Consider the following 25418-nt stretch of genomic DNA (forward strand, 5'->3'; position numbering starts at 1 on the left):
CAGGGTAGCCGGGGCTCAGTCTGTGGGCAATCCGCGCAGGCTCAGGCGTTTGCGCAAGCGATCATGCAGGTCGTGCAACAGCGGCACTGCCACGCCGAGTGCGTCGGCGCTGCGGCAGGCATGGCCAAGCAGGTAGGCGATTTCGGTGCGCCGACCGAGCCGAACATCTTGATACATGGAGGAGTAGTTGGCGGCGGTGGCTTCGATCACCCGCAGCACTTCGTCCTGCAGGTCTGTGGCTGCAGGCGCCTGGCCATTGGCTTCGAGCAGTGTGCCGAGTTCTCGGCAAAGCGCCGCGAGCTGCTCGCGATACTGCAGCAAATCGCCGTTGCGACAGTCGTGAAGCACGGTCAGCGGGTTGATCGCGCAGTTCAGCGCCAGCTTACGCCAGAGCCGTGCAACGATGTCGGTGCTCCAGATTTGCGGAATACCCGCCCGGTCCAGCTCGTCCAGCCAGACCGGCGCGCTGCCGCCGTTCGGATCGCCCAGCCAGTTCTGGCCGCGCCCGGCGAACACCACCTGCAGGGGGCCTTCGCGATAGGCGCCCTCGGTACTCGACACGAAAATGCAGCGTGCCTGCGGCCAGCGCTCGGCGATGGCTTGTTGACTACCCAGGCCATTCTGCAGCAGCAGGATCTCGCAGTTGTTGGCAAGGCGTGGCGCCAATCGAGCAATCGCAGCCTCGGCATCGTAGGCCTTGCAGGCGACCAGCAGGCGCTGGATCGGTGTGCTCGCCTCGGGCAGCTCTGCCGGAATGGCATGCAGGCTGGACTCGCCCGCTTCGCTCAGCGTGAGACCGCCGGCACGCTGATAATCGGAGAGGCGCTGTGAGGACCGCAGAATGATCCGCACCGGGACGCCAGCTCGGGCCAGGCGGGTCGCCCACAGGCTGCCGAGGGCACCTACTCCCAGGATGTGCCAGCTCACTGCTACGCCGATTGCTTCAGGCGCAGCGGCACGATGCGACCGGTACTGTAGGCGCTTGGCAACAGTGACGCGGCGCGTTCGATGATTGCTTCCGGTGTGATTGGCAAAGCATCTGTATCCAGACTGATCAGGCTGATGCCCGCTTTTATCGAAACGAAGCCTTCGCTGGTCTTCAGCGCCCTCAGGTTCAAGCCTTCGTGAAGGCGTTTGAAGCTGCTCGGTGAGCATCCCTTGAGGTCATCGACCAGTGCCAGTACGCCAAACTGGGCCTCATTGATGCGGCACACCACATCCAGCGGGCGCACTAGCTGTTGCAGGCGGGCGGCGATGGCACAGAGGATTTCTGCGTACACCGCTTCGCCATGGCGCTCGCGTAGCGTATCGGCTTCTGCCAGACCAATCTGCAGGTAATACAACGCCGTGCCGCGGTTTTCCATCTGCCGCAGGCTGGCGGCCAGCCGCTGGAGCAGGTAGCGATCATTGCCCAGACCGGTCAACGGGTCCTGCAGGCTGTGTTGCTCAAGGCAGGCGACATTTTCCGCCAGCTGGTGATTTTCCTGCTTGAGTTTCTGCAAGGACCCGCACAGACGGTCGGCAGCGAAAATCCGCGGCAACAGCTGTTCGTTCATGGCTGATTTGCTGATGAAGTCGTCGACGCCATGATCGAACGCATGGCCGAGGGCATTCTCGCTGTCGCGCCCGGTTAGCAGAATGACATAGCTGTAATGGCCTCCCACCGCGTCGCGTTGGCGTATCAGTCCGGTGAGTTCGAGACCGTCCATTTCCGGCATCAGCCAGTCTGCGAGCAGGACGTGGGCGGGGCGCTGTTCATGCTGCGCCAGCGCATCAGCGGCGCTGCTGGCGAAGCGGATATCCTGATAGCCCGCCTTGCTCAGCGCGCGACCGATCATGACGCTGGAAAACTTGGCGTCATCAACTACGAGGATGCTCAGGAGAGGGTTGGGCATGACAAGCTCAATCAATTGAAGGGGGACGTCCTGTCACTTGCCGTAGGGGGGCGGGCGCTGACACGTCGAATCGTTATAATGACCGCGCATTTTCAACCGTCAAGACACGCGCGCTCGGCTCATGCGGCCCGTCGCGCTTCATAGTGGAGGAATCCCATGCCCTCGTTCGACGTGGTGTCCGAATTGGACAAGCACGAAGTCACCAACGCGATCGACAACGCCATGAAGGAACTGGATCGTCGTTACGATCTTCGCGGTAAAGGCAGCTTCGAGCAAAAGGATCTGACCGTGCAGCTGACGGCGGACGCCGAGTTCCAATTGGAGCAGATGCTTGAGATTCTCAAGTTGAGCCTGGTCAAACGCAAGATTGATATCCAGTGTCTGGAAATCAAGGACGCCTATGCATCCGGCAAGAGCACGAAGCAAGAAGTAGTGCTGCGTGAAGGGATCGAAAAGGAGCTGGCGAAGAAGATCGTTGCGCACATCAAGGACGCCAAGCTCAAGGTCCAGGCTGCCATTCAGGGTGAGCAGGTACGCGTGACCGGCAAGAAGCGTGACGACCTGCAGGAAGCCATTGCCGTGTTGCGTGGCCACGAATTCGGCATGCCGCTGCAATTCAACAACTTCCGCGACTGATTTCCTCCGCGCCTCGGCGCGCATTCATCCCTCGCTTCAAACGGTGTCCGCCGCCGCGGGCACCACCTTCTCTAAGGAGTACCTCCATGGACCTGAGCGTCGACTATCTGGTCGGTCTTTCCGAATCATGGCTGCCGGTCGTTCTGCAATATGGCGCGCAGGTGACGCTTGCGCTGCTGACTTTCCTGTTCGGCTGGTGGCTGATCAACACCCTGACCGGCAAGGTCAGCAGTCTGTTGCAGCGCAGGCAGGTGGACCCAACGCTGCACGGTTTTATCGGCAGCCTCGCCAGCGTAGTGCTCAAAGTCCTGCTGCTGGTCAGCGTGGCGTCGATGATCGGTGTGGAAACCACATCGTTCATTGCGGTGATCGGTGCTGCTGGTCTTGCGATCGGCCTGGCCTTGCAGGGCAGCCTGGCAAACTTCGCCGGTGGCGTGCTGATTCTGCTGTTCCGACCGTTTCGCGTCGGTGAGTGGATTGAGGCGCAGGGAATCGCAGGTACGGTCAATTCCATCCAGATTTTCCATACCGTGCTCAAGACCGGGGATAACAAGACCGTGGTAGTACCCAACGGAGCGCTCTCCAATGGGCATATCACCAACTTCTCCCGCGAGCCGCGGCGCCGTGCGGATATCAATGTCGGCATCGACTACAGCAGCGATATCAAGCTGGCACGGCAAGTCCTGCTGGAGATTGCCGAGGATCCGCGGGTCCTGCGCGAGCCAGAGCCCGTCGTGTTTGTCACTGGACTTGGCGATAGTTCGGTGAATCTGTCGCTGCGCGTATGGGTGGCGACCGGCGACTTCTGGCCGGTGACCTTCAGCTTCACCGAACAGGCCAAGGAGCGACTGACTGCCGCTGGCGTCGGTATCCCGTTCCCGCAGCGAGTGGTGCATCTGGTACAGAGCTGACGCACTTGCGTTGTGCTGATAGAACGAAGCCGGCATCTGCCGGCTTCGTCGTTTCTTCAGGACCGTTCCGAGGCGGCTTCACTCTGCGATTCATCGGGCTGCTGACGACTTCGCGACCACTGCCATGCAATCAGCACCAGGGTAGGAATGCCGAGCAGCGCGGTGACCAGGAAGAAATCGCTGTAGCCAAGCTTCTCTACCATCACACCGGAATAGCCGCCGAGCAGGCGCGGCAGCAACAGCATCAACGAGCTGAGCAACGCATATTGCGTGGCAGAGAACTTGAGATTGGTCAGGCTGGAGAGGTAGGCGACGAACGCTGTCGAGGCCAATCCGCCACTGAAGTTGTCGCAGGAAATGGTGACGATGAGCATCTGCAGGTTCGCGCCCATTTCCACCAGCAGCATGAACATCAGATTGGTTGCGGCCGATGCGACGCCGCCGATGAAGAGAATCGGCAGAATGCTGAAACGCACGATCAGCAACCCGCCAAATGCCGCGCCGAGCAACGTCATGACCAGACCGAAGAGCTTGCTGACGCTGGCGATCTCGTCCTTGGAGAAGCCCTGATCGATGTAGAACACGTTGGCCATTACGCCCATTACCGTGTCCGACATCCGATAGGTGGCGATCAACCCGAGCAACAGCAGTGCCTGCCAGCGGTAGCGGACGATGAAGTCGGTGATCGGCGTCAGCACCGGTCCCATCAGGATGCGCCCAGGCGCCGATAGGCAGCCCCAGCAGATCAACAGATACATGGTGCCGCGTGGCCAGTAGCCGCCCCAGTAGGACTGGAACATGCCGGTGGTAGATACCATCAGGATGATCAGCACGATCACTGATACTGCCTGATGAGCAAAGTCGAAACGCAACGGGCGCTGCCGCTGCCTGGCTTGGCCGAAAATGTGACGAACCGGAATCAGCAGTGCACGGCCCACCGGTGAAGCGGTGCCGATAATGAACAGCGCGTACAGCATCGCTCGTGGCCATGCCTGGGCGATGATGGCGTTGATCATCGCCGGCACCGAGATGAGCAGAACCAGCATCAAGCCGACTGCGGCGAGCTGGTGATTGAAACTGTAACGAGAGGGCTCGTTTGGCAGTGGTGTGCCGGCGTCCGGTTCGCGAATCACCAGGCTGGTGATCAGGCCGGGGATGATCAGCACGGCGAAGGCCAGGTAGGTGGTGGTCCACGCGGCCTGGTTGTAATCGACACTGCTTGAGCCCAGCCACTCGGCGAGGAATAGCGCACCTGCACTGGCTAAAAGCATGGCGACTCGGTAGCCGGTCATGTAGCTGGCGGCCAGGGTTGCCTGCAGTTTGTCCTCGGCGATTTCCAGGCGATACGCATCGATGGCGATGTCTTGCGTGGCCGAGGAGAACGCCACCACCACTGCTAGTGCGATCAGCAAGGTCAGGTTGTGCTGCGGGTTGCATAGCGCCATGCCGATCAGGCCGACGGCAATCAATGCCTGGGACAGCACCAGCCAGGAGCGCCTGCGCCCTAGCGCGCCGATCCAGGGCAGGCGCCATTGATCGAGCATCGGCGACCAGACCCACTTGAAGGCGTACGCCAGGCTGATCCAGCTGGCAAAGCCAATGGTTTCCCGGGAAACGCCAGCCTCGCGTAGCCACACCGAGAGCGTGGAGAACACCAATACAGCGGGAAGGCCGGCAGCGAAACCCAGCAACAGCAGGGCCAGCGTGGCGGGACTGGCGTAGGCGGCTAGCGCATCGCGCCAGGTTTCACGGGACATACATCGAGGTTCTGTACAGTTTGGACGAAGGGCGCACTCTAACCGCTGTGCTCCGTCGAATGCCAGCCGTGCCGACGCATGTCCACCCGGTCGTTGATGATGGTTAGCCCCTCGGCGCGCAGACGCATGCGCTGCTCATGGCCGGCGGCCGTGCCCGCCGGGATGCTCAGCCTGCCGCCGGCGGCGATCACTCGATGCCAGGGCAGGCTGGTCTCATCGGGCAACTGCGACATCAAGCGGCCGACCCAGCGAGCAGCGCGGCCCAGTCCGGCCATGGCGGCCAGTTCGCCGTAGCTCACAACCTTGCCGGGCGGAATCTGCGACATCACCAGATAAACGGCAGCTCGACGAGTTTCAGCGTCGGCGGAAGGCGGCAACAGTGGCGAATCGTCAGTCATGCGGGGCTTCCGGGCGGGTGGGTGGCAGGTTGCTATCGAACTCATGCTCCATTCGGCGGTCTTTGCTTGCTGTAGCTGAACGCATAGGGATAATGCCAGCCTTTCAACCGCCTCCGACCAGATCTCCAGCACATAATATGCTCACCAGAACTCTGCTTTGCGCGACCCTTACCGCTGTTGCCCTGCCATCGTTCGCCGACACTGTGTGGCTGAAGAATGGTGATCGCCTGACTGGCAAGATCAGTGTGCTCGACGGCGGTAAGCTGCTTATCGAAACTGAATACGGTGGTTCGATTCCGCTGAAATGGAACCAGATCGCTACCTTGGAAAGCGATCAGCGCTTGCTGGTCAAGCACGATGATGTGACCGGCGAGGTGGCTCAGTCGCTGCAGGCTGCCGAACATGGCAAGGTCACGCTGGTCAACGGTGCCGCTCCGCGGACCGTGGAGCTGGCGAGCATTTCGCAGATCATCCATCCCAAACCGCTGATCCAGGACTTCACCTGGAAGGGCAACGTCGACGTGGCGATGGATTACAAGCGCGCTGAAACCGACACCGACGACTACGACGTCTCGTTCGATACCAAGGCCCGCCACGGGCTGTGGCGCCACAACGGTACGGGTAATTACAACCGCGAGTACCGCGACGGTGTGACGGTCACCGACAACTGGGATGCCGAGTACGCGCTGGACCGCTTCCTCGACGAGCACTGGTTCTGGCAGGGGCGCCTCAGCTACAAGCGTGACCAGATCGAGGACGTTCGTCGCCAGCGCACCATCGGTACCGGTCCGGGTTATCAGTTCTGGGATAACGAACTGGGCGCGTTCTCGCTGGCCGCGTTGATCAACCGCAGCGACTATGAATTCGCCGATGGTGACAAGGAGAACTTCTACCTGGCCGCGATGAAGTGGGACTACAACCGCTACCTTGTGGGTAAGACGTTCGAGTTGTTCAGCACCGGAGAGCTCGGTAAGCCGCTGGAAAATGTTGCCGACTACGCGCTCGATGCCGAGATCGGCCTGCGCTACAAGGTGACCGACTGGGCCTCATTGAATATGAAAGCCCAGAAGGACATCATCAGCGGCGCAGACAATGACCTCGACGAAACCCGCTACAGCATCGGTTTCGGGGTGGGTTGGTAAGCAATTCCCGCCTGCGTGCATATAAAGAAAGGCAGCCGATGGCTGCCTTTCTTTTTGCGCGTGGGATGCGATCAGAGGCGCAGGCCGCCATCGAGTTCGAGAATGCGCCCGGTGTAGTAGTCATTCTCGAAGATGTACGCCACCGAATGGGCGATCTCGGCCGGCTTGCCCATACGCTTGAGCGGAATGCCTGAAGTCATTTTCTCCAGCGCTTCGGGTTTCATGCTGGCAACCATCTCCGTTTCGATGAACCCCGGGGCCACGCCGGCGACGCGGATGCCGTAACGCGCCAGTTCCTTAGCCCAGACCACCGTGGCGGAGGCCACGCCGGCCTTGGCGGCCGAGTAGTTGGTCTGGCCCATGTTGCCGGCGCGGGAGATCGAGGAGATGTTGATGATCGCGCCCTCGCTCTTCAGCTCGACCATCTTCGCCGCGACCTCGCGGGTGCACAGGAACACGCCGGTCAGGTTGACATCGATCACCGCCTGCCACTGCGCCAGGCTCATCTTGCTGATCTCTCCGTCCTTGACCTTGAGCAGCAGGCCGTCGCGCAGGATGCCGGCGTTGTTCACCAGACCATGCAGGCCGCCGAAGTCCTCGGCGACGCGCGCAACCATGTCGCTCACCTGTTCCTCGTTGGCGACATTGCACAAGTAGGCGCGGGCGTCGCCGCCGGCCGCCTTGCAGGCCGTTACCGCTTCATCCAGCCGCTCCTGGTTCAGGTCCACCAGTGCCAGCCGCGCGCCCTTGCTCGCCAGGTATTCGCCCATGGCCCGGCCAAGGCCCTGACCGCCGCCAGTGACGATGATGACTTTGTCTTGAAGCTGCATGCCTATCTCCATGTGGTCGTGCTGCTGCGGGAACGACGCCCGCCGGGGAAACCGTTATGCTGAGCGCCCATCGACCCGGACCCGTCTCGAGGAGCCTCAGGTGAGCGCCGAAGCCAGCAAGCATGCCCGACAACTCCTGCTCAAGGAATACCGCGGCGTGCTCTCCACCCATTCCCTGGCCATGCCCGGTTTTCCGTTCGGCTCGGTAGTCCCTTACTGCCTGGACGCCAACGGCTGGCCGCTGATCCTGATCAGCCGCATCGCCCAGCACACGCGTAATCTCAAGGCCGATGGGCACTGCTCGCTGCTGGTCGGCGAACGCGCCGCCGAGGACGTGCAGGCGGCCGGTCGACTCACGCTGCTTGCCAAAGCCCGCCAGCTCGACGAGCCCGCTTCAATCGAGTCGGCGGCACGACGCTATTACCGCTATTTCCCCGAGTCGCGCGATTACCACCGCGCGCATGACTTCCACTTCTGGGTGCTGGAGCCGGTGCGCTGGCGCTATATCGGCGGCTTCGGCGCGATTCACTGGTTGGACCACGTCGCACTGGCCAATCCGTTCGCGGTCGAAAGTGGGGAAGCGGAGGAGGGCATGGTCGAACATATGAATGATGACCATGCCGCCGCTATGGCTCGTTATGTTGAACAAGCCGGGCTGCCGCAGAGTACGCCAGCGCAGATGGCCGGCATCGACAGCGAGGGTTTCCATTTGCGTATCGGTCAGGCGTTGTATTGGCTGGTTTTCCCACAGCCATGCGCAACACCTATGGCAGTGCGCCAGGCGCTGGTTGCCATGGCGCGCGGCTGATTCAGCTTCGCTTCAGCCGCGTTGCGCATAATTCGGTTACAGGCTGTTTTCCATCCGGGTTGAATTACAACCGTTACGCCGCCATCTACAGAGGACTGGAAGCTGATCTTCCGTCAAGGACCATCGATGCGAATCTTCTTTGTGCTATTCCTGTTGTTCCCGCTGGCCGAGCTTTATGTGCTGATCAAGGTCGGTGGCTCCATCGGCGCATTGGCGACCATCATGCTGCTGGTACTAAGTGGCATCGCCGGCATACTGCTGCTGCGGCTAGCCGGTTTCGCTACCGCCTGGCGCGCACGCGAGCGTCTGGCCCGCGGTGAGCTGCCCGAACGTGAAATGCTGCAGGGGCTGATGATGGCCATCGGTGGCGGCTTGCTGTTCCTTCCCGGCTTCATCAGCGATGTGCTGGCGCTGATCGTGCTCTTCCCGCCGACGCGCAACTTCCTGTTCCGCCAGATCAATCGCCGGATCGAAGCGCGGGTGCGCCGCCAGCGGGCATTCGCAGATGATCTGCAGGCTCGCTCCAACCCGCAGCGACCGAACGTTATAGAGGGCGAGTGGGAGCGTAATGACCGCGACCGCTAAGCCGCCAACCGAGATTTCGGCATGCCATCCGGCATGCCGTTTTTCGTTTTCAGCCATGAAAATTTCATGCGCGCCCCTTGAAATGCTCTTGAACGCCCGCATGTAGCGGACACCGCAAGGTCGCTGTCGTACTCGACAGTCCGTTTTCTGCGGCTCGCGTTGCGGGCCGCAACCGGCACCGCCGGATTTGCCAACCCGCCGATGAAAGGTCATCGGCATGGAACCACTCTACTAGGAGAGATCGACAATGAAGCTTCGTCCTCTGCATGACCGCGTCGTGATTCGTCGCAGCGAAGAAGAAACCAAGACCGCAGGCGGCATCGTTCTGCCGGGTTCCGCTGCCGAGAAACCCAACCGTGGCGAAATCGTCGCTGTAGGCACTGGTCGCGTTCTGGACAACGGCGAAGTACGCGCCCTGGCCGTTAAGGTCGGTGACAAAGTCGTATTCGGCCCTTACTCCGGCAGCAATACCGTCAAGGTTGACGGTGAAGACCTGCTGGTGATGAGCGAGAACGAAATTCTCGCTGTCGTCGAAGCCTGATCTGCGTTCGCTCAAGAGCGAACCGCGTTCCATCAACAGAATTTGAGGAAGATTCAACATGGCTGCTAAAGAAGTTAAGTTCGGCGACTCCGCTCGCAAGAAGATGCTGGTTGGCGTCAACGTCCTGGCTGACGCGGTAAAAGCGACCCTCGGCCCGAAAGGCCGTAACGTCGTCATCGAGAAGAGCTTTGGCGCTCCGACCATCACCAAGGATGGCGTTTCCGTTGCCAAGGAAATCGAGCTGAAAGATCGTTTCGAGAACATGGGCGCGCAGCTGGTCAAGGACGTTGCCTCCCGTGCCAACGACGACGCAGGTGACGGCACCACCACAGCCACCGTTCTGGCTCAGTCGATCGTCAACGAAGGCCTGAAGGCCGTCGCTGCCGGTATGAACCCGATGGATCTGAAGCGCGGCATCGACAAGGCGACCATCGCCATCGTTGCAGAGCTGAAGAACCAGTCCAAGCCATGCGCTGACTTCAAGGCCATCGCACAGGTAGGCACCATCTCCGCCAACTCCGACAGCTCCATCGGCGCCATCATCGCCGAGGCCATGGAAAAGGTCGGTAAAGAAGGCGTAATCACCGTTGAGGAGGGCTCGGGCCTGGAAAACGAACTGTCCGTCGTAGAAGGCATGCAGTTCGACCGCGGCTACCTGTCCCCTTACTTCATCAACAAGCCGGACACCATGGTCGCCGAGCTGGACAGCCCGCTGATTCTGCTGGTCGACAAGAAAATCTCCAACATCCGTGAAATGCTGCCGGTGCTGGAAGCTGTCGCCAAGGCTGGTCGTCCGCTGCTGATCGTGGCTGAAGACGTCGAAGGCGAAGCGCTGGCCACCCTGGTTGTGAACAACATGCGCGGTATCGTCAAGGTTGCGGCCGTCAAGGCGCCTGGCTTCGGCGATCGCCGCAAGGCCATGCTGCAGGACATCGCGATCCTTACTGGCGGCACCGTGATTTCCGAAGAAGTCGGCCTGAGCCTGGAAACCGCTACCCTGGAACACCTGGGTAACGCCAAGCGCGTCGTGCTGAACAAGGAAAATACCACCATCATCGATGGTGCTGGTCAGCAAGCCGACATCGAAGCCCGCGTTGCGCAGATCCGCAAGCAGGTCGAAGACACCACGTCCGACTACGACAAAGAGAAGCTGCAAGAGCGTCTGGCCAAGCTGGCTGGCGGTGTTGCGGTGATCAAGGTCGGCGCTGGCACCGAAGTCGAGATGAAAGAGAAGAAAGCCCGCGTTGAAGACGCCTTGCATGCTACTCGTGCAGCCGTTGAAGAAGGCGTGGTTCCTGGCGGCGGCGTTGCCCTGGTACGCGCTCTGCAGGCGATCTCCGAGCTCAAAGGCGACAACGAAGACCAGAACGTCGGTATCACTCTGCTGCGTCGTGCAGTCGAAGCTCCGCTGCGTCAGATCGTTTCCAACGCCGGTGGCGAGCCGAGCGTCGTGGTCGACAAGGTCAAGCAGGGTTCGGGCAACTACGGCTTCAACGCTGCGACCGACGAGTACGGCGACATGATCGAGATGGGTATCCTCGATCCGGCCAAGGTGACTCGTTCTGCTCTGCAGGCCGCAGCATCCATCGCCAGCCTGATGATCACCACCGAAGCGATGATCGCTGAAGTGGTTGAAGACAAGGCTGCCGGCGGCATGCCGGATATGGGCGGCATGGGCGGTATGGGTGGCATGGGCGGCATGATGTAAGCCTACCGGCCCCCGAGCTGCAAAAAAAGACCCCGCCTTGTGCGGGGTTTTTTTTGCTTTGCCGATAGGGCAACCAGCTTAGCTGCGGGTGATAGCGCCGCCGTTCGTCGAAAAGCCCACAGGAAATAATTTACTAGGCTACGGTCAGTTAACTACTCGCTTAATCAAGGGCTTACGCCATGAAGCTGGAAATTGCTCGAGGATTGTTTCTGGTAGGTGCGCTCGGAGTAACCACGTTGTGCGTGGCGGCCTGGAATGAGCCTAACGCTAGGCTGGTGCAGGGCGGTGAAATCCGTGAGCTATGCGCGCTGCCGCCGAATGCCAGGAACAGGTATGAAGTGGTGCGCCCCGATCAGGACCTGCTGCTCTTCCTTTACGGCCTGTCCCAAGGTGTAGCGGCCCGCTGAGCCGGGAGCTGCCCGGCTCGAGCAGCTGTCAGCTTGCGCTTGCCGGGACCGCGTCGGTAACCGGCCGGTCCGGCTGGGCCAGGACGTCGTAGACTGCCGGCAGCACGAACAGGGTGAATAAGGTCCCAACCGACATCCCGGTCGCGATCACCAGGCCAATGTCGAAGCGGCTGACTGCGCCGGCACCGCTGGCAATGATCAGCGGCACCATGCCGAACACCGTGGCAGCAGTTGTCATCAGTACCGGCCGCAGGCGAATCGCCGCGGCTTCTTCCACCGCTTCCCGTCGACTCAGGCCCTGTTCGCGGCGCAGCTGATTGGCGAACTCGACGATCATGATGCCGTGCTTGCTGATCAACCCAATCAGTGTCACCAATCCCACCTGCGTATAGATGTTCATGCTCGACAGGCCGAGGAATAGCGGCACCAGTGCACCGCACACCGAAAGAGGCACAGTGACCAGGATCACCAGCGGATCGCGGAAGCTCTCGAACTGCGCCGCCAGGACCAGGAAGATCACCGCCAGTGCCAAGGCGAAGGTCAGATACAGCGCGTTACCTTCCTGGATGAACTGCCGCGAAGCGCCGGCGTAGTCGAAGCTGAAACCGTCGGGTGCCTCTTCGCGGGCTATGGTCTGCATGGTCTCGATGGCTTCGCCCATGCTGACGATCGGGAAGCCCTGAATCGTCGCGGCGTTGAGCTGCTGAAACTGTTTGAGCTGGGTGGGGCGCGCGCGGTCGCGTACCTTGATCAGTGTCGACAGCGGCAGCATCTCGCCTTGTCCGTTGCGTACGTAATAGTTGCTCAGCCAGTCAGGGTTGTCGCGGTAGGCGCGCTCGACCTGGGCGATGACCTTGTAGCTGCGGCCTTCGATGGTGAAGCGGTTGATCTCGCCCTCGCCGAGCAGGGTGCTCAGGGTAAGGCCGAGATCTTCCATGGACACACCCATCTGCGCGGCCTTTTCGCGGTCGATCTCGACCACGATTTCCGGCTTGTCGAAGGCCAGGTCCACGTCGAGGAAGGCGAACTTGCCTGATTCCTCGGCGCGCTTGCGGATGCGCTCGGTCACCTGCAGCAGCGTCTCGTAGTCGTTGGCGGTGTTGATGACGAACTGGAACGGCAGACCTTCACCGGTGCCCGGCAGGGAGGGCAGGTTGAAGCCGAAGATCTGCAGGCCAGGCAGGCGATCGAGCTTGGCCTGGACCTCTGGAAGGATCTCCATCTGCGAGCGGTCGCGTTCGTCCCAGGGTTTGAGCAGGAAGCCGCCGATGCCACTCTGTACGCCATCGAAGCCGTTGATCTGGAACCAGGAGTAGTACTCTGGGAAACTCTGGAAGATTTCCAGAAACTGATCGGTGTAGGCGTTCAGGTAGTCCAGGTTGGCGGTTTTCGGTGCGCTGGCCATCATGAAGACGATGCCTTGGTCCTCTTCTGGCGCCAGCTCGCTCTCGGTGAACATCAGCAGGGCGGGAATCAGCGCCAGCACGAGCACGGCGAACACCAGCACCACCGGCCGGGTATTCAGCGTGCCGTGCAATGAACGTTGATAGCGCTGCTTGAGCCGCTCGAACAGCTCGTCCAGGCGATGGGCGAAGCCACTCGGATTTTCTTCGTGACGCAAGAGTTTCGAACACATCATCGGCGATAGCGTCAGCGCCACCACGCCTGAGATCAGTACCGCCCCGGCCAGGGTCAGGGCGAACTCCTGAAACAGTGCCCCGGTCAGCCCTTGCAGGAAGCCGATGGGCGCATAGACAGCTGCGAGCGTGATGGTCATCGTTACCACCGGCATGGCGATTTCCCGTGCGCCGTCGATGGCCGCCTGGAACGGTGACTTGCCTTGCTCGATATGCCGGTGGATGTTTTCCACCACGACGATGGCGTCGTCCACCACCAGGCCGATCGCCAGCACCATGGCCAGTAGCGTCAGCAGATTGATCGAGTAGCCCATCGCCTGCATGAAGAACAGCACGCCAATCATCGACAGCGGAATGGTCACCACCGGGATCAGCACGGTGCGTAACGAGCCGAGGAAGAGGAACACCACGATGATGACGATCACGGCCGCCTCGGCCAGTGTTTTCACCACCTCGTCGATGGAGGCCTGGATGAACTCGGTGGCGTCGTAGGCGATGCTCGCCTTGAGCCCCGGCGGCAGCTGAGCTTCGATCTGCGGCATGATCGCCCGTACTTCGCGGATCACGTCCAGCGGGTTTGCACTAGGCGTGCCCTTGATGCCGATGTAGACCGAGGGAATACCGTCGAACGAGCTGATCGAGTTGTAGCTTTCAGCGCCCATCTCCACCCGAGCGACATCGCCCAGCAGCACGCGACTGTCGCCCTGCGTGCGCAGCGGGATGGCGGCGAATGACTCTGGCGTCTTCAGTTCGGTGTCAGCATTGATGCTGGTGACCACGTACTGGCCCTTCACTTCGCCCGCGGCGGAGAGAAAGTTGTACTTGCGCACCGCTTCGTTCACGTCACTGGCGGAAACCCCGTACGCAGCCAGCTTCACCGGGTCCAGCCAGAGGCGCATGGCGAACACCTGATTGCCGAGGATTTCCGCTTCGGCCATTCCCGGGAGCGTCGCCAGCTTGGGCTGGATTACCCGTGACAGGTAGTCGGTAATCTGCGGATTGTTCAACTGGTCGCTGTAGAAACTGATGTACATCAGCGCGGTGGAGTCGGCGGCCTGCTTGTTCAGCACCGGGTCTTCGGCATCCTGCGGCAGCTGGTTCTTCACCGAATTGGCCTGGCTGAGCAACTCGGTGTAGAGGCGGTCGGTGTCGGCCCCGATGCGCGCGTAAACGGATATCACCGAGGCGTTCTGCTGGCTCACCGAGGTCATGTAGTCCATGCCTTCGGCACTCGCCAGACTCTGTTGCAGCGGTTGGGTGATGTAGCCCTGGATGGTTTCGGCGTTGGCACCTGGATATGCCGTAGTCACCGTGATCAGCGCGCTTTCCATCTGCGGGTACTGGCGAATGGCGAGGCTGTAAAAGGCTTGTATGCCGAGCAGCACGATCAGCAGGCTGATGACGCTGGCTAGCACTGGCCGGCGGATGAAGGGATCGGTGAACGCCATGGGAATTCCCTGGAACCTTGTCGAAGTCTGCGGTGCGTCGGGCCTGCTGCGTGGGTAGTAGGCTCTTCTTAATCAGTCGCCGGCTGTTGAGCGCTTTCAAGCTGGAGCGTACGGCTGTCGGCGATGGCGACATGGGTGCCGCTGTCCAGCTTGAGCTGGCCGGCGGTAATCACCTGTTCGCCGCCCTCGAGACCTTCGAGTACAACCGTCAGGCCATCGCGGCGCTCGCCAGTGGTGACGAAGCGGCGCTCGACCACCAGGTAGGGCTCGTCGCTGCTGACGCCTTCGGGCGGTGTGCCTTCGGTCACCAGCAGTACCGAATTGCCATACAGCGTGTAGGTGATGGCGGTTTCCGGCACCACCACCTGCGCGGTTTTGGTCGGCAGCAACACCTGCAGGTCAGCAAACATGCCAGGCAGTAAACGCCCGTCTGAGTTGGCCAGCTCCGCGCGTACCTGCACGTTGCGGGTGGTGGTTTCCACCTTCGGATTCAACGCAGTGATCACACCTTCGAAGCGCTCGCCTGGGTACGCAGCAACTCGCAGCTGCACGCGCTGGCCGAGCTTTAGCAGTGGGACATGCTGTTCTGCCAGGTAGAAGTCGACGAACAGGGTGGAAAGGTCCTGCAGCGTGGCGATCGGTGTGCCGGCGGCGATGTAGTCGCCCACATCCACCTGACGGATGCCGATGGTGCCGGAGAAGGGCGCCAGCACGCGCTTTTTAGCCAGGCTGGCTCGCAGTTGAGCGACACTGGCCGCGGCCTTTTGCGATTCGGCGTTGAGCCGGTCGTACTCGCTGCGAGAAATGGCTTGGCGATCGAGCAGGCTCCGTGCGCGCTGGAACTCCAGCCGGGACAGGTTGAGATCGGCTTCGGCGCTGGCCAGGCTGGCCTGCTCCATCTCGCTGTCCAGCAATACGATGGCCTGGCCCTTGCTGACCTTTTCGCCCGACTGGAACTGCACGTCGGTGATCGTCCCGGCGATCTCGACACTGAGGTCGATACCTTGCGACGCCTTGAGCGTGCCGATTGCCGGCAGGCGGCTTTGCCAGTCCAAGCGTCGGGCGACCTCCGTTTCGACGTCGATCGCAGGCTTGGGTGCCTGGAACTGCTGAATCTGCTGGTAGATCGAGTTGAATTTGAGCGCGGCAAGAATCGCAACGACGACGACCACCGCGCCCAGCATGAACAGCATGCGGCGCAACATTTTCCGATTTCCTTGGAGATGTGAGCCGGCTGTCTACTGCCATGATCGAGGCAGCCGTTCGAACGGTCCGGTCATTGCCGGAGTCGGCAACCTGCTGGCGCCTGGCGAGCAGCCGGAGAGCGAGGAACTTAGCCCCGAATCGGCGGCAAGTAAAGAGGCAGAGAGGGGAGAAAACGCTGAAGCACAGGGGCGGGCGGCAGTTTGCCGGCCCGCCCCCGCTGACCGTCAGCCGGCCAAACGCTGCGTGACCTCGCTGAGCTGTGCCGAGAGGTCGTGAAGATTCTGGCTGGCGGTCTCGGTTCGCTCGACGTTCTGCTGGTTGGCGGTGGCAATCGACGTGATCTCGGTGATATTGCGCGAGATGTCTTCGGCGACCGCGGTCTGCTCTTCGGCGGCCGTGGCGATCTGGCGGTTCATATCGCGGATCGCCTCGACCGCTTCGGTGATGCGCTGCAGCATCTGACCGGCCTCTGTCACCTGGCCGACGCCTTGCTCGCTGCGCGTCTGGCCGTTCTCGATCGCACGTACGGCATTGCTCGCGCCGGTCTGCACGGTGTCGATGATTTGGTGAATCTCGGCTGTGGACTCTGCGGTGCGTTGCGCCAGCGTGCGCACTTCATCCGCCACCACGGCGAAGCCACGGCCGGCATCGCCAGCGCGTGCAGCTTCGATGGCCGCGTTGAGCGCCAGCAGATTGGTCTGGTCGGCGATCCCGCGGATCACTTCCAGAACCTTGCCGATACGCCCGCTGTCGCCCTCAAGGCGGCGAATGACGGCTGCCGTGTTGGCGATTTCACCGCTCATGTCAGTGATGGTGGCGATGGTCGCCCGCATGACGGCCTCGCCCTGTTGTGCTGAATGGTCGGCAGCATCGGCGGCCTGTGCCGCTTCGGCGGCATGGCGGGAGACCTCCTGGGCGGTCGCTGACATCTCGTGCATGGCGGTGGCGACCTGATCGGTACGCGAGAACTGCTCACGGGTACCTTCGGCCATCAGCCTGGCGATGGCATTCAGTTCGCCGCTGGCGCTGTCCAGATTGGACGTGCTCTGCTGCAGACGGGTGAAAGTGTCGGCGAGGAAATCGCGCAGCACGTTGGCGGCGACGGCCAAGCGGCCCAGCTCGTCCGCGCGATTGGCATCCACACGGTCGGCAAACTTGCCTTGGCTGAGGCGCGCAATGTGCTCGATCAGGCTGCGGATCGGCTCGATGATCTGTCGGTTGACCAGCCATAGGCTCAGCAATGCGACCAGCACTGCGGCCAGAATCATGATGATCGGGCCCAGCATCGCGGTGGTTTCGGCGTCGGTACGAATGGTCTCCGAGCGCTGCTCGGCGGCGTCATGCAGCTGTTTGACCAGCTCGCTGAGTTGCGCGCTGGTCGCCCGGTCTATCCCGGCTACGGCGGCATCTCCGGCCAGTGGGTCGGCGCCGGAGGCGATGTAGTCGTCCAGGCCCTTGCGGTAGGCAACCCCAAGGGTGCGGTGCTCGTTACGCAGACGTTCGATTTGAGCCGCCAGCGTGGGATCGTCCGCGCTCAGCACGAGCAGGTCGCCGAGGATCTTCTGTACCTTGGCTTCCTGAGCTTCGAACTGGCCCCAGAAACGGGCGCGAGTATCGAGTTGCTTGCCGCGCAGCAGTACGTTCTTCCATTCCTGAACCTGCACCTTGAACTCGAGGTTGGCCTCGTCGATCAGTTGCAGTTCGGCCAGTGGGCCATCGAGCAGCTTCTGGACGTGATCAATGTTGCCGCTGAGCATGCGAATGCAGGCGAGGGCGATGAGCAGTGTAAGCAGCAGGCTGCCACCGATCAGCGCGAGAATCTGGGCGCGCAGGGATTTCTGGAGCATGGCGAGGTCTCGTCGTGTGAGAAAAACGTCAATGAGCATCCCTGCCGTTGCTTTGGATGCATCGGCGGCGTGACGGTTTTCTTTAGCTAGACGATGCGCAAATGGTTGTCCCAGAGCCCCGCGGGTAGCGCCAGCGGTGTGCTGGCAATGCGCTCTGCGCGGCAGTCGAACAATCGACAGCGACCTTGCCCGGAACTGACGACGAAGCCTTCGGCGACCGCGGCGACACCCGCACAATCGGGCAGGTGGGCCTCCTGGCGTAGTTCGGTGCTGTCCAGATCCCAGAAGAACACCTTGTTTCCACGCGGCGCCGTCACCGCGAGTAGACGCAATTCGTCGTGAATGGCGAGGCTCGCTGTGTACTGGTTCATGATCTGCCGCTGCGGCTCGCCTACCGGAAAGTGCTGGAAGGCCTGCCCCGGGCGCTTGATTGCCAGCAGCGGAACGCGGTCCATGGGGTCACCTTCATACTGCTGGCCGCTGACGATCGTGCCGTCGGCGCCTACAGCGAGGTGGCGGACGCTGTTCATCTGCTCGGGCAACTGCTCCTTGCTGACCAGCGAACCGTCGCGGCGCAGCAGTACCAGGCTTGGCTCCATGGCCGAGAGATTCATCATCTCGCGACTGTCAGCCTCGGTGCGAATACCGCCGTTAGCGATCACCAGGGTTTCATTGTCGGGCATCCACAGCAGCTGGTGCGGACCGATACCGTGGGTCGCATGCTCGCCAACCCGCACCAGCTGGCGGTCTTCCAGTCGATAGACGCCGAGCACGCCACGGCCCGCATGGGCGGTGTCGTTTTCGGTGGTGTAGAACCACTCGCCATCCTTGTGGAAGACGCCGTGGCCATAGAAGTGGCGATCGGCCGGCGATGCCATGACTTGCAGCAGGCGACCGTCGCGCGAGTCGACCAGATAGCTTTCGCGACTCGGGCGACGACCGACGAACACCGCCAGCGGCAGGTACGGGTGCGGGTAGACATCATGGCAACGCTCGGCGACGGGTGTGGCGAAAACCTGACTGCCATCCAGCCGGTAGCCGACGGCGTAGTGCTGCCCGTCTTTGTCGTTGCGCGCCGACAGCAATACCTGCTGCTCGCCGTGCCGCGCCAACGTCCAGCCCGCGATGCCACTTGCGGCGAGCATGGCGCCGCTCAGGCCTAGCAGGGTGCGGCGCTTCATGCTCAGTCTCCGTCGTGCGCGTTAAAGCCGATCTGCACGCCAAGCGCGCGGGACAGATCCAGTTGATGCAAGCGATGCAGGCGGTCGATGCGCTGATACAGCGCATCGAGTTGTTTGCGCCCCTCGACACTGGCGAGCATCTCGCCGAACGGCTGGCTCATGCCTGCCAGCTGTTGCAGTAGTTCGGCATAGCTGGCGTCGATGCGTTTGGCCAGATCGGCCTGCTCGGTGCTGAGCAGCTTGCGCAGACCGTCCTTGTCGGCACCTAGCCAGAGGTGTTCAGCACCTTTGACTGCGGCTTCGATGCTGGCCAGGGTCGTGTCGCTGCGCCAGCCTTCGGCCTGGTAAGGCTGAGGGTGCCCCTTGGTCTGACGGCCGAGCGGTGCGCCAAGTTTTTTCTTCAAACCATCCAGGGCGGTGACCTGAACGCGCAGCACTTCGGCGATCGCCTCGCTTGGTTCGGCGTAACGCTCGTTGGGGAAACTGCGCAGTTGATCGGCCATGCCATCCTTGTCCTGCCACTGCTGCAGCACGCTGGCTGACAGTTTTTGCTGGTGCTCGCCGATGGCGGTCAGTAGCGGGCAATAGCGCTCCTTGGTGGCGCCTTTGCTGAGGTCGATGCTGCCGTCGAAAAGAATGTACTCGTAGGCGCTCAGGCCCTGCACCACGACGCTGGCGCCGTCCAGATCGGCCTGGGTAAGCTCGGGTTTCGCGTTGAGCAGCGCAGTCACCTGGCGCGCCACGAGGTTCTTCTTGTCCGGCCAGAATTGCACCTGCCAAGCCAGATTGCCTTCGCCCATGGGCCCGATCAGCAGCGGCTGCAGGCCCGCCCAGGCGGTCTGGGCATCGATGAACGCTTCTCGTGCTTCTGGCAGCGTCTGATTGTCCGCGCAGAAGCCAATGGCGCTTGCAGCCAGACGGCGGTCGGTTTCCGCCCACTGGACGTAGGTTGGCAGCAGTACCCCGTCGACCAGGGCCTTGCTGGTATCGGCTTGCGGATCGGCTGGAGTGCAGGCGCTCAGCAGCAGCGCGGTCAGTAGACTGCCGCTGGCGATGCGCAGGGTGTTCGAACGGATCATGGTGTCCTCGTCGGCAATGTCGGTTTGCAGTACTTCCCCAGCGGGAAGCATGGATGGATGGCGTGGCCGTTCAGAGCGACTCGAGGAAGCTCAGTAGCGCGTCGCGTTCTTCCTGATTGAAGCCCAGCACGATCTGACGTGCCTTTTCAGCTTCGCCGCCATGCCAGAGTATGGCTTCGAGCAGGTTGCGGGCGCGGCCGTCGTGTAGGAACTGGCTGTGCCCGCTGACCGTCTGGGTCAGGCCGATGCCCCATAGGGGCGCGGTGCGCCACTCGCGACCGCTGGCTTCGAACTCTGATCGGTGGTCCGCCAGGCCCTCGCCCATGTCATGTAGCAGCAGGTCGGTGTAGGGGCGAATGACCTGATTGGCCAACTCCGGTTCTGCCGCGTTCGCGGCAGTGGTGAATTGCGGCACATGGCAGCTCTGACAGCCGGCACGGTGGAAGAGCGTCTTACCGGCAAGCACCTGCGGGTCACCGACATTGCGCCGTGCCGGCACGCCGAGATTGCGGGTGTAGAACAGCACCTGGGCAAGGATGTTGTCGCTCACTTCCGGCTCGCCCCCGTTGGGCATCGCCAGACAGTCGGTCTGGCGTTCGGTGCAGCTGCTGCCGGTAAACAGACTGGTGGACAAGCCCATGTCATTGAAGAACGCATCGGCATTCTGCTGATTAAGGCTTGGCTGGCCAGCTTTCCAGCCGAAGCGACCGATAACGGTTTGTCGGCTGATCTGGTCGAAAACCCGGTTCGGGCGGCCGGAAATGCCGTCGCCGTTGCGGTCGTCTGGGTCGGCATTGGCCAACAGCGCCTCCTCGGGAATGGCTTCGAGCAGGCCCAGGCCAATCATCTGGGGAGCGATGCGCAGCGACATCTGGGTGTCCGGGTGCATGTCGCCGTAGGCCAGGTTGCTGAGCTCGATCCGGGGCTTGCGAAGTTCCACTTCCATGCCGTCGGCAAACTGCACACGTTCGGTCGAATAACGAAGTCGTACCTTGCCCTCGGGCGCTACGCCGGGAATGGCCATGTCCTGCAACTGGCCGCCGTAGGTCGGCTCCGGGGCGATGCCTCGCTCACGGACGACGTCCGCATGCTCCGGACGGGCCGGAATGGACAGCCGCACCAGCATCGATACGGCGCTTGCCGCATCTGGAGCAGGCGGATGACCGCGGCCGTCCTTGATATGGCAGTTCTGACAGGCGTTGGTGTTGAGCAGAGGGCCGAGGCCGTCACGGGCGATCGTCGAGGAGGGGGCGATAACCCAGGGATTGCGGAAAAAGCTGTTGCCGACGCTGAAATCGAGGCGGCGCGTGGGCGGCAGGTTCGCGGAGGGCATGGAGAAGGCGTTGTGATCGAACTTCATCACCGTCGTGCTGCCGCCCGACAACGCTTCGCCGGGTTCGGGTTGCTCGAAGCGAGGTGTTTCGTCATTACCACAGGCGGCCAGTATCAGGGCCAGCAACGGGAAGAGGCGGCGAAACAACGGGCGCATCGAGATTACCTGTGAGGGGGCGGTGAATTAAGCCGCGCAATCTTAGCAGGCTGATTGAAATTGAATAAGAGGGATTTGCATTTGCGCAAAGGCGGCAGGTTCGATGAATCTGCCGGGGGATGCAGCGAGTCTGATACGGGCGCGGTAGGCACCGCGTCCGTATCAGCAACGATCAGAACTCGTGATCGGCTGTGTCGGGGTTGAGGTCGGTGATGCCAAGTGCTGCGGCAGCCTGCTCGATGGAGGTGGTCTGCTTGACCAGTGCGGCGATGGCGTTGCGCACCTTCTCCTGCCCTTCGGCATTGTCTGGAGCGATCAGCTGATCGAAGGCTTCGCCGTTGTTGGCGCTTTCCACCAGTACCTGCAGCTTGGCTTCGGTGGTCTCCAGATCGGTTTTCAGCGTGCTGTCCACTTCGGGGCTGACGCCCTGAACCAGGGACGCGAGACTTGGACCAGTCAGAGTGCTGCCGTCAGCGCGCTTGTACTCGCCCAGATAGACGTTGCGGATGCCGCGGGCATTGAAGAAATGCGAGTTGTGGGTGTTGTCGCTGAAGCAGTCGTGCTCGTCCTCAGTGGAGTTGGCCTCCAGCGCGACCTTCATGCGCTCGCCAGCCAGCTCGCCGAGCGACAGGCTGCCCATGCCGAACTGCATCTTGCGCAGGCCGTTCTCGGCCGATTCGGCTTCCAGGCTTGCACGGTAGTTCTCGGCGCCCGGCTGCCACTGCTCGACCATCTCCTGCAGGTCGCTGACCAGCAGGTCGGTTGCAACTTTCAGGTAGGTGCGCCGACGGTCGCAGTTGTCGCCAGTGCAGCCTTCGCCTTCGACGTAGTCGGTATACGGACGCTCACCCGCGCCTGGACCGGTGCCGTTGAGATCCTGGCCCCAGAGCAGGAACTCGATCGCGTGGTAGCCGGTGGCGACGTTGGCCTCGGAGCCGGCCAGTTCATTGAGGCTGGCCAACAGCTCAGCGGTGATTTCGCTGGTGTCGATCTTGTCTTCACCGATCTGCAGTTCGGTATTGGCAATGATGTTGGCGTTGGCGCCGGGGTTGCCCAGCGCGTGCTGGTAATCACCTTCGACGTAATCGATCAGGCCTTCGTCCAGCGGCCAGGCGTTCAACTGGCCCTCCCACTCATCGACCACCGGGTTGCCGAAGCGGAACACCTCGGTCTGCATGTAGGGAACGCGGGCAGCCAGCCAAGCCTGACGCGCGGCCTGCAGGGTTTCTTCGCTGGGGTTGGCGAGCAGCGCTTCGACCGCCTTTTGAAGTTCCACGCCGGTGCTGTGGGCGTCGCTGAATACAGCCAGCGCCAGATCGGCATAGTGGCTGACGACAGCCTTGGCTGCCTGCTCGTCGGGGCTCTGCGCCTGTGCGGCCGGCACGCTTTCGGTCGTGCTCTGCGGCGCGGCAGTCTGGTTCGTTGGCGTCTTGTCTTCGCCGCAACCGGCGAGCGAGATGGCCACAGCGAGGAGGCTGGCGGTTGCCCAAATGGGGGTGCGTAGCATGTGCGGGTTCCTTTGCGTGCGAGTGAACGAAGCCGAGGCCAGCTCGGAAGCGGTCAATAATGCGAAAGATTTTCATTTTGTGCAAAGCCAATGCGTGCGCGAGCTCTCTCTCCCGTCGCTGTGCACCCGGTAGAATGCTGGCGTTTTAACGGCCCGTGTTCCTGGAGAAGCTGATGAGTCTTAGCTCGGTGGTTGTGTTGGTGGTGCTGTTTCTCGTCGCTGCCTATGCGGTGATTCTCTATAACGGCCTGGTGCGTCTGAAGCATGGCGTCAGCAAGGCCTGGGCGAATATCGACGTGCTGTTGCGCCAGCGTCATGAAGAGTTGCCCAAGCTGGTGGAAACCTGCCGTCAGTACATGCAGCACGAGCGCAACACCCTGGAGCAGGTGATCAGCGCCCGCAACGCGGTGTCCAGCGCACGGGAGCAAGGCGACGTCAGCGCACTGGGGCAGGCCGAGACCGGGCTGCGTGCCGGCCTTGGACGGCTGTTCGCTCTGGCGGAGAACTACCCGGAGCTCAAAGCCAACGAAAGCTTCCGTCACCTGCAGCAGCGTATCAGCGGGCTGGAAAGCGGCATCGCCGATCGCCGTGAGCTGTACAACGAAGCAGTCAATCTGAACAACGTGCGCATCGAGCAATTCCCTGATGTGCTGCTTGCCCGAGCGTTCGGCTTCAAGGAAGCCGCCTTGCTGCAGTTCAGCGAGGCGGAGAAAGCCGATGTCGATCTGAAATCGCTGTTCGGCTGAGATGAATCTGGGCCAGCTTTTCACCTTCGTGATGGCCGCCGGGCTCTGCATCGGCGGTGCCTGGCTGTGCATCGGCCGTTGGTCGCGTGCACGTCATCTGCTCGATACCCCGACGTCGCGCATCCGCTCGGCCGCTCAGGGCTATGTCGAACTGGTCGGGATGTTGCGCGAGCTGTCCGTACCGCAGCCTGTAGCGCCGCTGACCGGGGAAAGCTGCCTGTGGTGGCGTTACTGCATCGAGGAGTACCGCTCCAACGGCAAGCGCAGCAGTTGGAACGTCCTGGAGCGGGGCACCAGCGAAGCCTGGCTACGCCTGGCCGATGCCACCGGTGAATGCCTGATCGACCCACGTGGTGCCGAGGTTCATCCGGCGTTTCGCCGGGTCTGGACCGGCAGTCTGCGTCACCCCCGTGGTATCGCACCGAGTGGCTGGTTGGGACTGCTCACCAGCGGTAGACGCTACCGTTATACCGAGGAGCGCCTGCACGAGGGTGAGCCGCTTTATGCGATTGGCGACTTCCGTACCAGCGGCGGCGGGCGGCAGGGTCTCGATCTGCAAAGCGCCAAGCGTGAGGTGATCCGCCAGTGGAAAGGCGACTTTGCCGGGCTGCTGCAGCGTTTCGACAGTAATGGCGATGGCCAGCTCGACGATCAGGAATGGAATCGCGTGCGTCTGGCTGCGCGGCTCGAGGCCGAGGACCGGCATCGGCAGCGCAGCGCCGATCCGGAACAGCATCGATTGGGCCGTCCCGTCGAAGCGCTGCCTTTCGTGCTCTCCAGTCACGGTGAGGAGGTCCTCACGCGGCGCTTCTACTGGCAGGCAGCGGGTGGGGCGGTCATGTGCCTGATAGGAGCCGTGTGGTTGGCGACGCTACTGGGTGTGACCGCCTGGTAGACGGCGTGGATGCTTAGCGCTTGCGTTTCTCGGCGATCCAGATGGTATGCCGGGTGCCGCGATTGCCATGGGCAAACACCTGAACTTCTTCGGCTTTGAACCCCGCCTTGGCGAGTTTCTCGGAGAAAGCACGGTCGGCGCTGGCCGACCATACGGCAAGTAAGCCGGCCGGGCGCAATGCGCTGGCGCAGGCTTTGAGCCCTTCGAGCGAATAGAGCCAGCTGTTGCTCTTTTGCGTCAGGCCCTCCGGCCCGTTATCGACATCCAGCATGATTGCATCGAAGCCTCGGGGCTGGTTCTGCAGCAGCTCGGCGACATCCTGATTCAGCACCTGCGCGCGTGGATCGTTCAAGGGGTGCCCGGACTTGGCGCCAAGCGCCCCGCGATTCCACTCGATAACGCCGGGCACCAGTTCGGCGACTAACACCTCGGCGTCCTGGTCAAGCTGGCGCAGCGCCGAGGCGAGTGTGAAGCCCATGCCCAGGCCGCCAATCAGCACACGTACCTGGGGGCGTGCGGCGACCCGTTTGCAGGGGATTTCGGCCAGCGCATCCTCTGAGCCGTGAGTGCGCGTGTTCATCAGCTGATTGCCGTTGCCGCCTTGTATCTTGATGACGAAATCATCGCCGTATTCAAACAAGCACAGGGCGCCGCCATTGCCTGGGATGGCGGCGGTATCAAGTAGTACGAAGCGTTTCATGCGGGACTCATCGTAGGTCGCAGCGACCGGAAAAGGCGGAGTGTGGCCTATGCTGCAGTGACTGG

Annotated in this window: 23 protein-coding genes; 10 read left to right on the forward strand and 13 right to left on the reverse strand. The window is 61.9% G+C overall.

Annotated features, from left to right (window positions below):
• Positions 1–15: 15 nt before the first annotated feature.
• Together AAEZ08_RS13400 and AAEZ08_RS13405 are read right to left on the reverse strand one after the other, a co-directional pair.
• Entirely contained in the window at positions 16–927 is a 912-nt protein-coding gene (locus tag AAEZ08_RS13400; protein WP_500124495.1) for a putative 2-dehydropantoate 2-reductase, read from the reverse strand.
• Positions 928–929: 2 nt separating this feature from the next.
• Positions 930–1895, reverse strand: a complete 966-nt coding sequence (locus AAEZ08_RS13405) for a GGDEF domain-containing response regulator (RefSeq protein ID WP_058065184.1) — start codon at positions 1893–1895, stop codon at positions 930–932.
• Positions 1896–2051: 156 nt separating this feature from the next.
• Here AAEZ08_RS13405 and AAEZ08_RS13410 point away from each other — a divergent pair, with 156 nt between their 5' ends.
• Positions 2052–2531: a YajQ family cyclic di-GMP-binding protein gene (locus AAEZ08_RS13410; protein WP_003284237.1), complete on the forward strand. Its 480-nt coding sequence runs from the start codon at positions 2052–2054 to the stop codon at positions 2529–2531.
• A gap of 86 nt (positions 2532–2617) precedes the next feature.
• Positions 2618–3442, forward strand: coding sequence for a mechanosensitive ion channel family protein (locus AAEZ08_RS13415; RefSeq protein ID WP_003284235.1), 825 nt, complete (start codon positions 2618–2620; stop codon positions 3440–3442).
• A gap of 56 nt (positions 3443–3498) precedes the next feature.
• Here AAEZ08_RS13415 and AAEZ08_RS13420 read toward each other — a convergent pair whose 3' ends face one another.
• Positions 3499–5199, reverse strand: a complete 1701-nt coding sequence (locus AAEZ08_RS13420; protein WP_003284234.1) for an AmpG family muropeptide MFS transporter — start codon at positions 5197–5199, stop codon at positions 3499–3501.
• Between the two features lie 38 nt (positions 5200–5237).
• Complete coding sequence (locus tag AAEZ08_RS13425; protein WP_003284233.1) at positions 5238–5597, reverse strand: MGMT family protein; 360 nt, start codon at positions 5595–5597, stop codon at positions 5238–5240.
• Between the two features lie 137 nt (positions 5598–5734).
• On the opposite strand from AAEZ08_RS13425, the gene AAEZ08_RS13430 reads away from it, so the two are divergent.
• On the forward strand, positions 5735–6739 hold the full coding sequence (locus AAEZ08_RS13430) for a DUF481 domain-containing protein (protein WP_102820270.1): 1005 nt from the start codon (positions 5735–5737) through the stop codon (positions 6737–6739).
• A 71-nt stretch (positions 6740–6810) separates the two neighbouring features.
• On the opposite strand, the gene AAEZ08_RS13435 is transcribed toward AAEZ08_RS13430, so the two are convergent.
• On the reverse strand, positions 6811–7569 hold the full coding sequence (locus AAEZ08_RS13435) for an SDR family oxidoreductase (protein WP_427703281.1): 759 nt from the start codon (positions 7567–7569) through the stop codon (positions 6811–6813).
• Between the two features lie 100 nt (positions 7570–7669).
• On the opposite strand from AAEZ08_RS13435, the gene AAEZ08_RS13440 reads away from it, so the two are divergent.
• The 5 genes from AAEZ08_RS13440 to AAEZ08_RS13460 all read left to right on the forward strand — a co-directional run bounded on the left by AAEZ08_RS13440 (position 7670) and on the right by AAEZ08_RS13460 (position 11618).
• Complete coding sequence (locus AAEZ08_RS13440) at positions 7670–8377, forward strand: HugZ family pyridoxamine 5'-phosphate oxidase (RefSeq protein ID WP_482693952.1); 708 nt, start codon at positions 7670–7672, stop codon at positions 8375–8377.
• A gap of 126 nt (positions 8378–8503) precedes the next feature.
• On the forward strand, positions 8504–8962 hold the full coding sequence (locus tag AAEZ08_RS13445) for an FxsA family protein (RefSeq protein ID WP_500124500.1): 459 nt from the start codon (positions 8504–8506) through the stop codon (positions 8960–8962).
• A 247-nt stretch (positions 8963–9209) separates the two neighbouring features.
• The gene (locus tag AAEZ08_RS13450) at positions 9210–9503 is read left to right on the forward strand and encodes a co-chaperone GroES (protein ID WP_003284227.1); all 294 of its coding nucleotides are present in this window, start codon (positions 9210–9212) and stop codon (positions 9501–9503) included.
• A 58-nt stretch (positions 9504–9561) separates the two neighbouring features.
• Complete coding sequence (gene groL, locus AAEZ08_RS13455; RefSeq protein WP_102820267.1) at positions 9562–11211, forward strand: chaperonin GroEL; 1650 nt, start codon at positions 9562–9564, stop codon at positions 11209–11211.
• Between the two features lie 179 nt (positions 11212–11390).
• The gene (locus AAEZ08_RS13460) at positions 11391–11618 is read left to right on the forward strand and encodes a hypothetical protein (RefSeq protein ID WP_102820266.1); all 228 of its coding nucleotides are present in this window, start codon (positions 11391–11393) and stop codon (positions 11616–11618) included.
• 28 nt (positions 11619–11646) lie between these two features.
• Here AAEZ08_RS13460 and AAEZ08_RS13465 read toward each other — a convergent pair whose 3' ends face one another.
• From AAEZ08_RS13465 to AAEZ08_RS13495, 7 genes are all read right to left on the reverse strand, one after another.
• Positions 11647–14703 carry a multidrug efflux RND transporter permease subunit gene (locus tag AAEZ08_RS13465; protein ID WP_500124503.1) on the reverse strand — a complete coding sequence of 1019 codons (3057 nt, stop codon included), beginning with the start codon at positions 14701–14703 and terminating at the stop codon, positions 11647–11649.
• Positions 14704–14771: 68 nt separating this feature from the next.
• A complete protein-coding gene (locus AAEZ08_RS13470; RefSeq protein WP_500124505.1) occupies positions 14772–15908 on the reverse strand; it encodes an efflux RND transporter periplasmic adaptor subunit in 1137 nt (378 codons plus the stop codon).
• Between the two features lie 225 nt (positions 15909–16133).
• A complete protein-coding gene (locus tag AAEZ08_RS13475; protein ID WP_500124507.1) occupies positions 16134–17756 on the reverse strand; it encodes a methyl-accepting chemotaxis protein in 1623 nt (540 codons plus the stop codon).
• Between the two features lie 86 nt (positions 17757–17842).
• Positions 17843–18937 (reverse strand): DUF1513 domain-containing protein, encoded by a 1095-nt coding sequence (locus AAEZ08_RS13480; protein ID WP_483031755.1) that lies wholly within the window; start codon positions 18935–18937, stop codon positions 17843–17845.
• 2 nt (positions 18938–18939) lie between these two features.
• On the reverse strand, positions 18940–20016 hold the full coding sequence (locus tag AAEZ08_RS13485) for an imelysin family protein (RefSeq protein ID WP_102820292.1): 1077 nt from the start codon (positions 20014–20016) through the stop codon (positions 18940–18942).
• Positions 20017–20086: 70 nt separating this feature from the next.
• Positions 20087–21505 (reverse strand): di-heme oxidoreductase family protein, encoded by a 1419-nt coding sequence (locus AAEZ08_RS13490; RefSeq protein ID WP_181067122.1) that lies wholly within the window; start codon positions 21503–21505, stop codon positions 20087–20089.
• A 172-nt stretch (positions 21506–21677) separates the two neighbouring features.
• Positions 21678–23012: an imelysin family protein gene (locus AAEZ08_RS13495; RefSeq protein WP_500124510.1), complete on the reverse strand. Its 1335-nt coding sequence runs from the start codon at positions 23010–23012 to the stop codon at positions 21678–21680.
• 173 nt (positions 23013–23185) lie between these two features.
• Between AAEZ08_RS13495 and AAEZ08_RS13500 the strand changes: the two genes are divergently transcribed.
• Both AAEZ08_RS13500 and AAEZ08_RS13505 read left to right on the forward strand, forming a co-directional pair.
• Entirely contained in the window at positions 23186–23758 is a 573-nt protein-coding gene (locus AAEZ08_RS13500) for a LemA family protein (protein WP_058065199.1), read from the forward strand.
• A 1-nt stretch (position 23759) separates the two neighbouring features.
• On the forward strand, positions 23760–24653 hold the full coding sequence (locus tag AAEZ08_RS13505; protein ID WP_500124512.1) for a GIDE domain-containing protein: 894 nt from the start codon (positions 23760–23762) through the stop codon (positions 24651–24653).
• A gap of 13 nt (positions 24654–24666) precedes the next feature.
• Here the strand turns inward: AAEZ08_RS13505 and AAEZ08_RS13510 are convergent, their stop codons facing one another.
• Positions 24667–25353, reverse strand: coding sequence for a spermidine synthase (locus AAEZ08_RS13510; protein ID WP_058065201.1), 687 nt, complete (start codon positions 25351–25353; stop codon positions 24667–24669).
• Positions 25354–25418 lie beyond the last annotated feature (65 nt).

It is taken from the genome of Pseudomonas sp. E45-MNA-CIBAN-0222 (assembly GCF_040310405.1).
Classification (GTDB): domain Bacteria; phylum Pseudomonadota; class Gammaproteobacteria; order Pseudomonadales; family Pseudomonadaceae; genus Stutzerimonas; species Stutzerimonas stutzeri_AC.

Excerpts from the sequence above, each read along its gene's own strand:
- AAEZ08_RS13405 (WP_058065184.1), bottom strand. The coding sequence starts at position 1,895 with ATGCCCAACCCTCTCCTGAGCATCCTCGTAGTTGATGACGCCAAGTTT.
- AAEZ08_RS13410 (WP_003284237.1), top strand. The coding sequence starts at position 2,052 with ATGCCCTCGTTCGACGTGGTGTCCGAATTGGACAAGCACGAAGTCACC.
- AAEZ08_RS13415 (WP_003284235.1), top strand. The coding sequence starts at position 2,618 with ATGGACCTGAGCGTCGACTATCTGGTCGGTCTTTCCGAATCATGGCTG.
- AAEZ08_RS13420 (WP_003284234.1), bottom strand. The coding sequence starts at position 5,199 with ATGTCCCGTGAAACCTGGCGCGATGCGCTAGCCGCCTACGCCAGTCCC.
- AAEZ08_RS13425 (WP_003284233.1), bottom strand. The coding sequence starts at position 5,597 with ATGACTGACGATTCGCCACTGTTGCCGCCTTCCGCCGACGCTGAAACT.
- AAEZ08_RS13430 (WP_102820270.1), top strand. The coding sequence starts at position 5,735 with ATGCTCACCAGAACTCTGCTTTGCGCGACCCTTACCGCTGTTGCCCTG.
- AAEZ08_RS13435 (WP_427703281.1), bottom strand. The coding sequence starts at position 7,569 with ATGCAGCTTCAAGACAAAGTCATCATCGTCACTGGCGGCGGTCAGGGC.
- AAEZ08_RS13445 (WP_500124500.1), top strand. The coding sequence starts at position 8,504 with ATGCGAATCTTCTTTGTGCTATTCCTGTTGTTCCCGCTGGCCGAGCTT.
- AAEZ08_RS13450 (WP_003284227.1), top strand. The coding sequence starts at position 9,210 with ATGAAGCTTCGTCCTCTGCATGACCGCGTCGTGATTCGTCGCAGCGAA.
- groL (WP_102820267.1), top strand. The coding sequence starts at position 9,562 with ATGGCTGCTAAAGAAGTTAAGTTCGGCGACTCCGCTCGCAAGAAGATG.
- AAEZ08_RS13460 (WP_102820266.1), top strand. The coding sequence starts at position 11,391 with ATGAAGCTGGAAATTGCTCGAGGATTGTTTCTGGTAGGTGCGCTCGGA.
- AAEZ08_RS13465 (WP_500124503.1), bottom strand. The coding sequence starts at position 14,703 with ATGGCGTTCACCGATCCCTTCATCCGCCGGCCAGTGCTAGCCAGCGTC.
- AAEZ08_RS13470 (WP_500124505.1), bottom strand. The coding sequence starts at position 15,908 with ATGTTGCGCCGCATGCTGTTCATGCTGGGCGCGGTGGTCGTCGTCGTT.
- AAEZ08_RS13475 (WP_500124507.1), bottom strand. The coding sequence starts at position 17,756 with ATGCTCCAGAAATCCCTGCGCGCCCAGATTCTCGCGCTGATCGGTGGC.
- AAEZ08_RS13480 (WP_483031755.1), bottom strand. The coding sequence starts at position 18,937 with ATGAAGCGCCGCACCCTGCTAGGCCTGAGCGGCGCCATGCTCGCCGCA.
- AAEZ08_RS13485 (WP_102820292.1), bottom strand. The coding sequence starts at position 20,016 with ATGATCCGTTCGAACACCCTGCGCATCGCCAGCGGCAGTCTACTGACC.
- AAEZ08_RS13490 (WP_181067122.1), bottom strand. The coding sequence starts at position 21,505 with ATGCGCCCGTTGTTTCGCCGCCTCTTCCCGTTGCTGGCCCTGATACTG.
- AAEZ08_RS13495 (WP_500124510.1), bottom strand. The coding sequence starts at position 23,012 with ATGCTACGCACCCCCATTTGGGCAACCGCCAGCCTCCTCGCTGTGGCC.
- AAEZ08_RS13500 (WP_058065199.1), top strand. The coding sequence starts at position 23,186 with ATGAGTCTTAGCTCGGTGGTTGTGTTGGTGGTGCTGTTTCTCGTCGCT.
- AAEZ08_RS13505 (WP_500124512.1), top strand. The coding sequence starts at position 23,760 with ATGAATCTGGGCCAGCTTTTCACCTTCGTGATGGCCGCCGGGCTCTGC.
- AAEZ08_RS13510 (WP_058065201.1), bottom strand. The coding sequence starts at position 25,353 with ATGAAACGCTTCGTACTACTTGATACCGCCGCCATCCCAGGCAATGGC.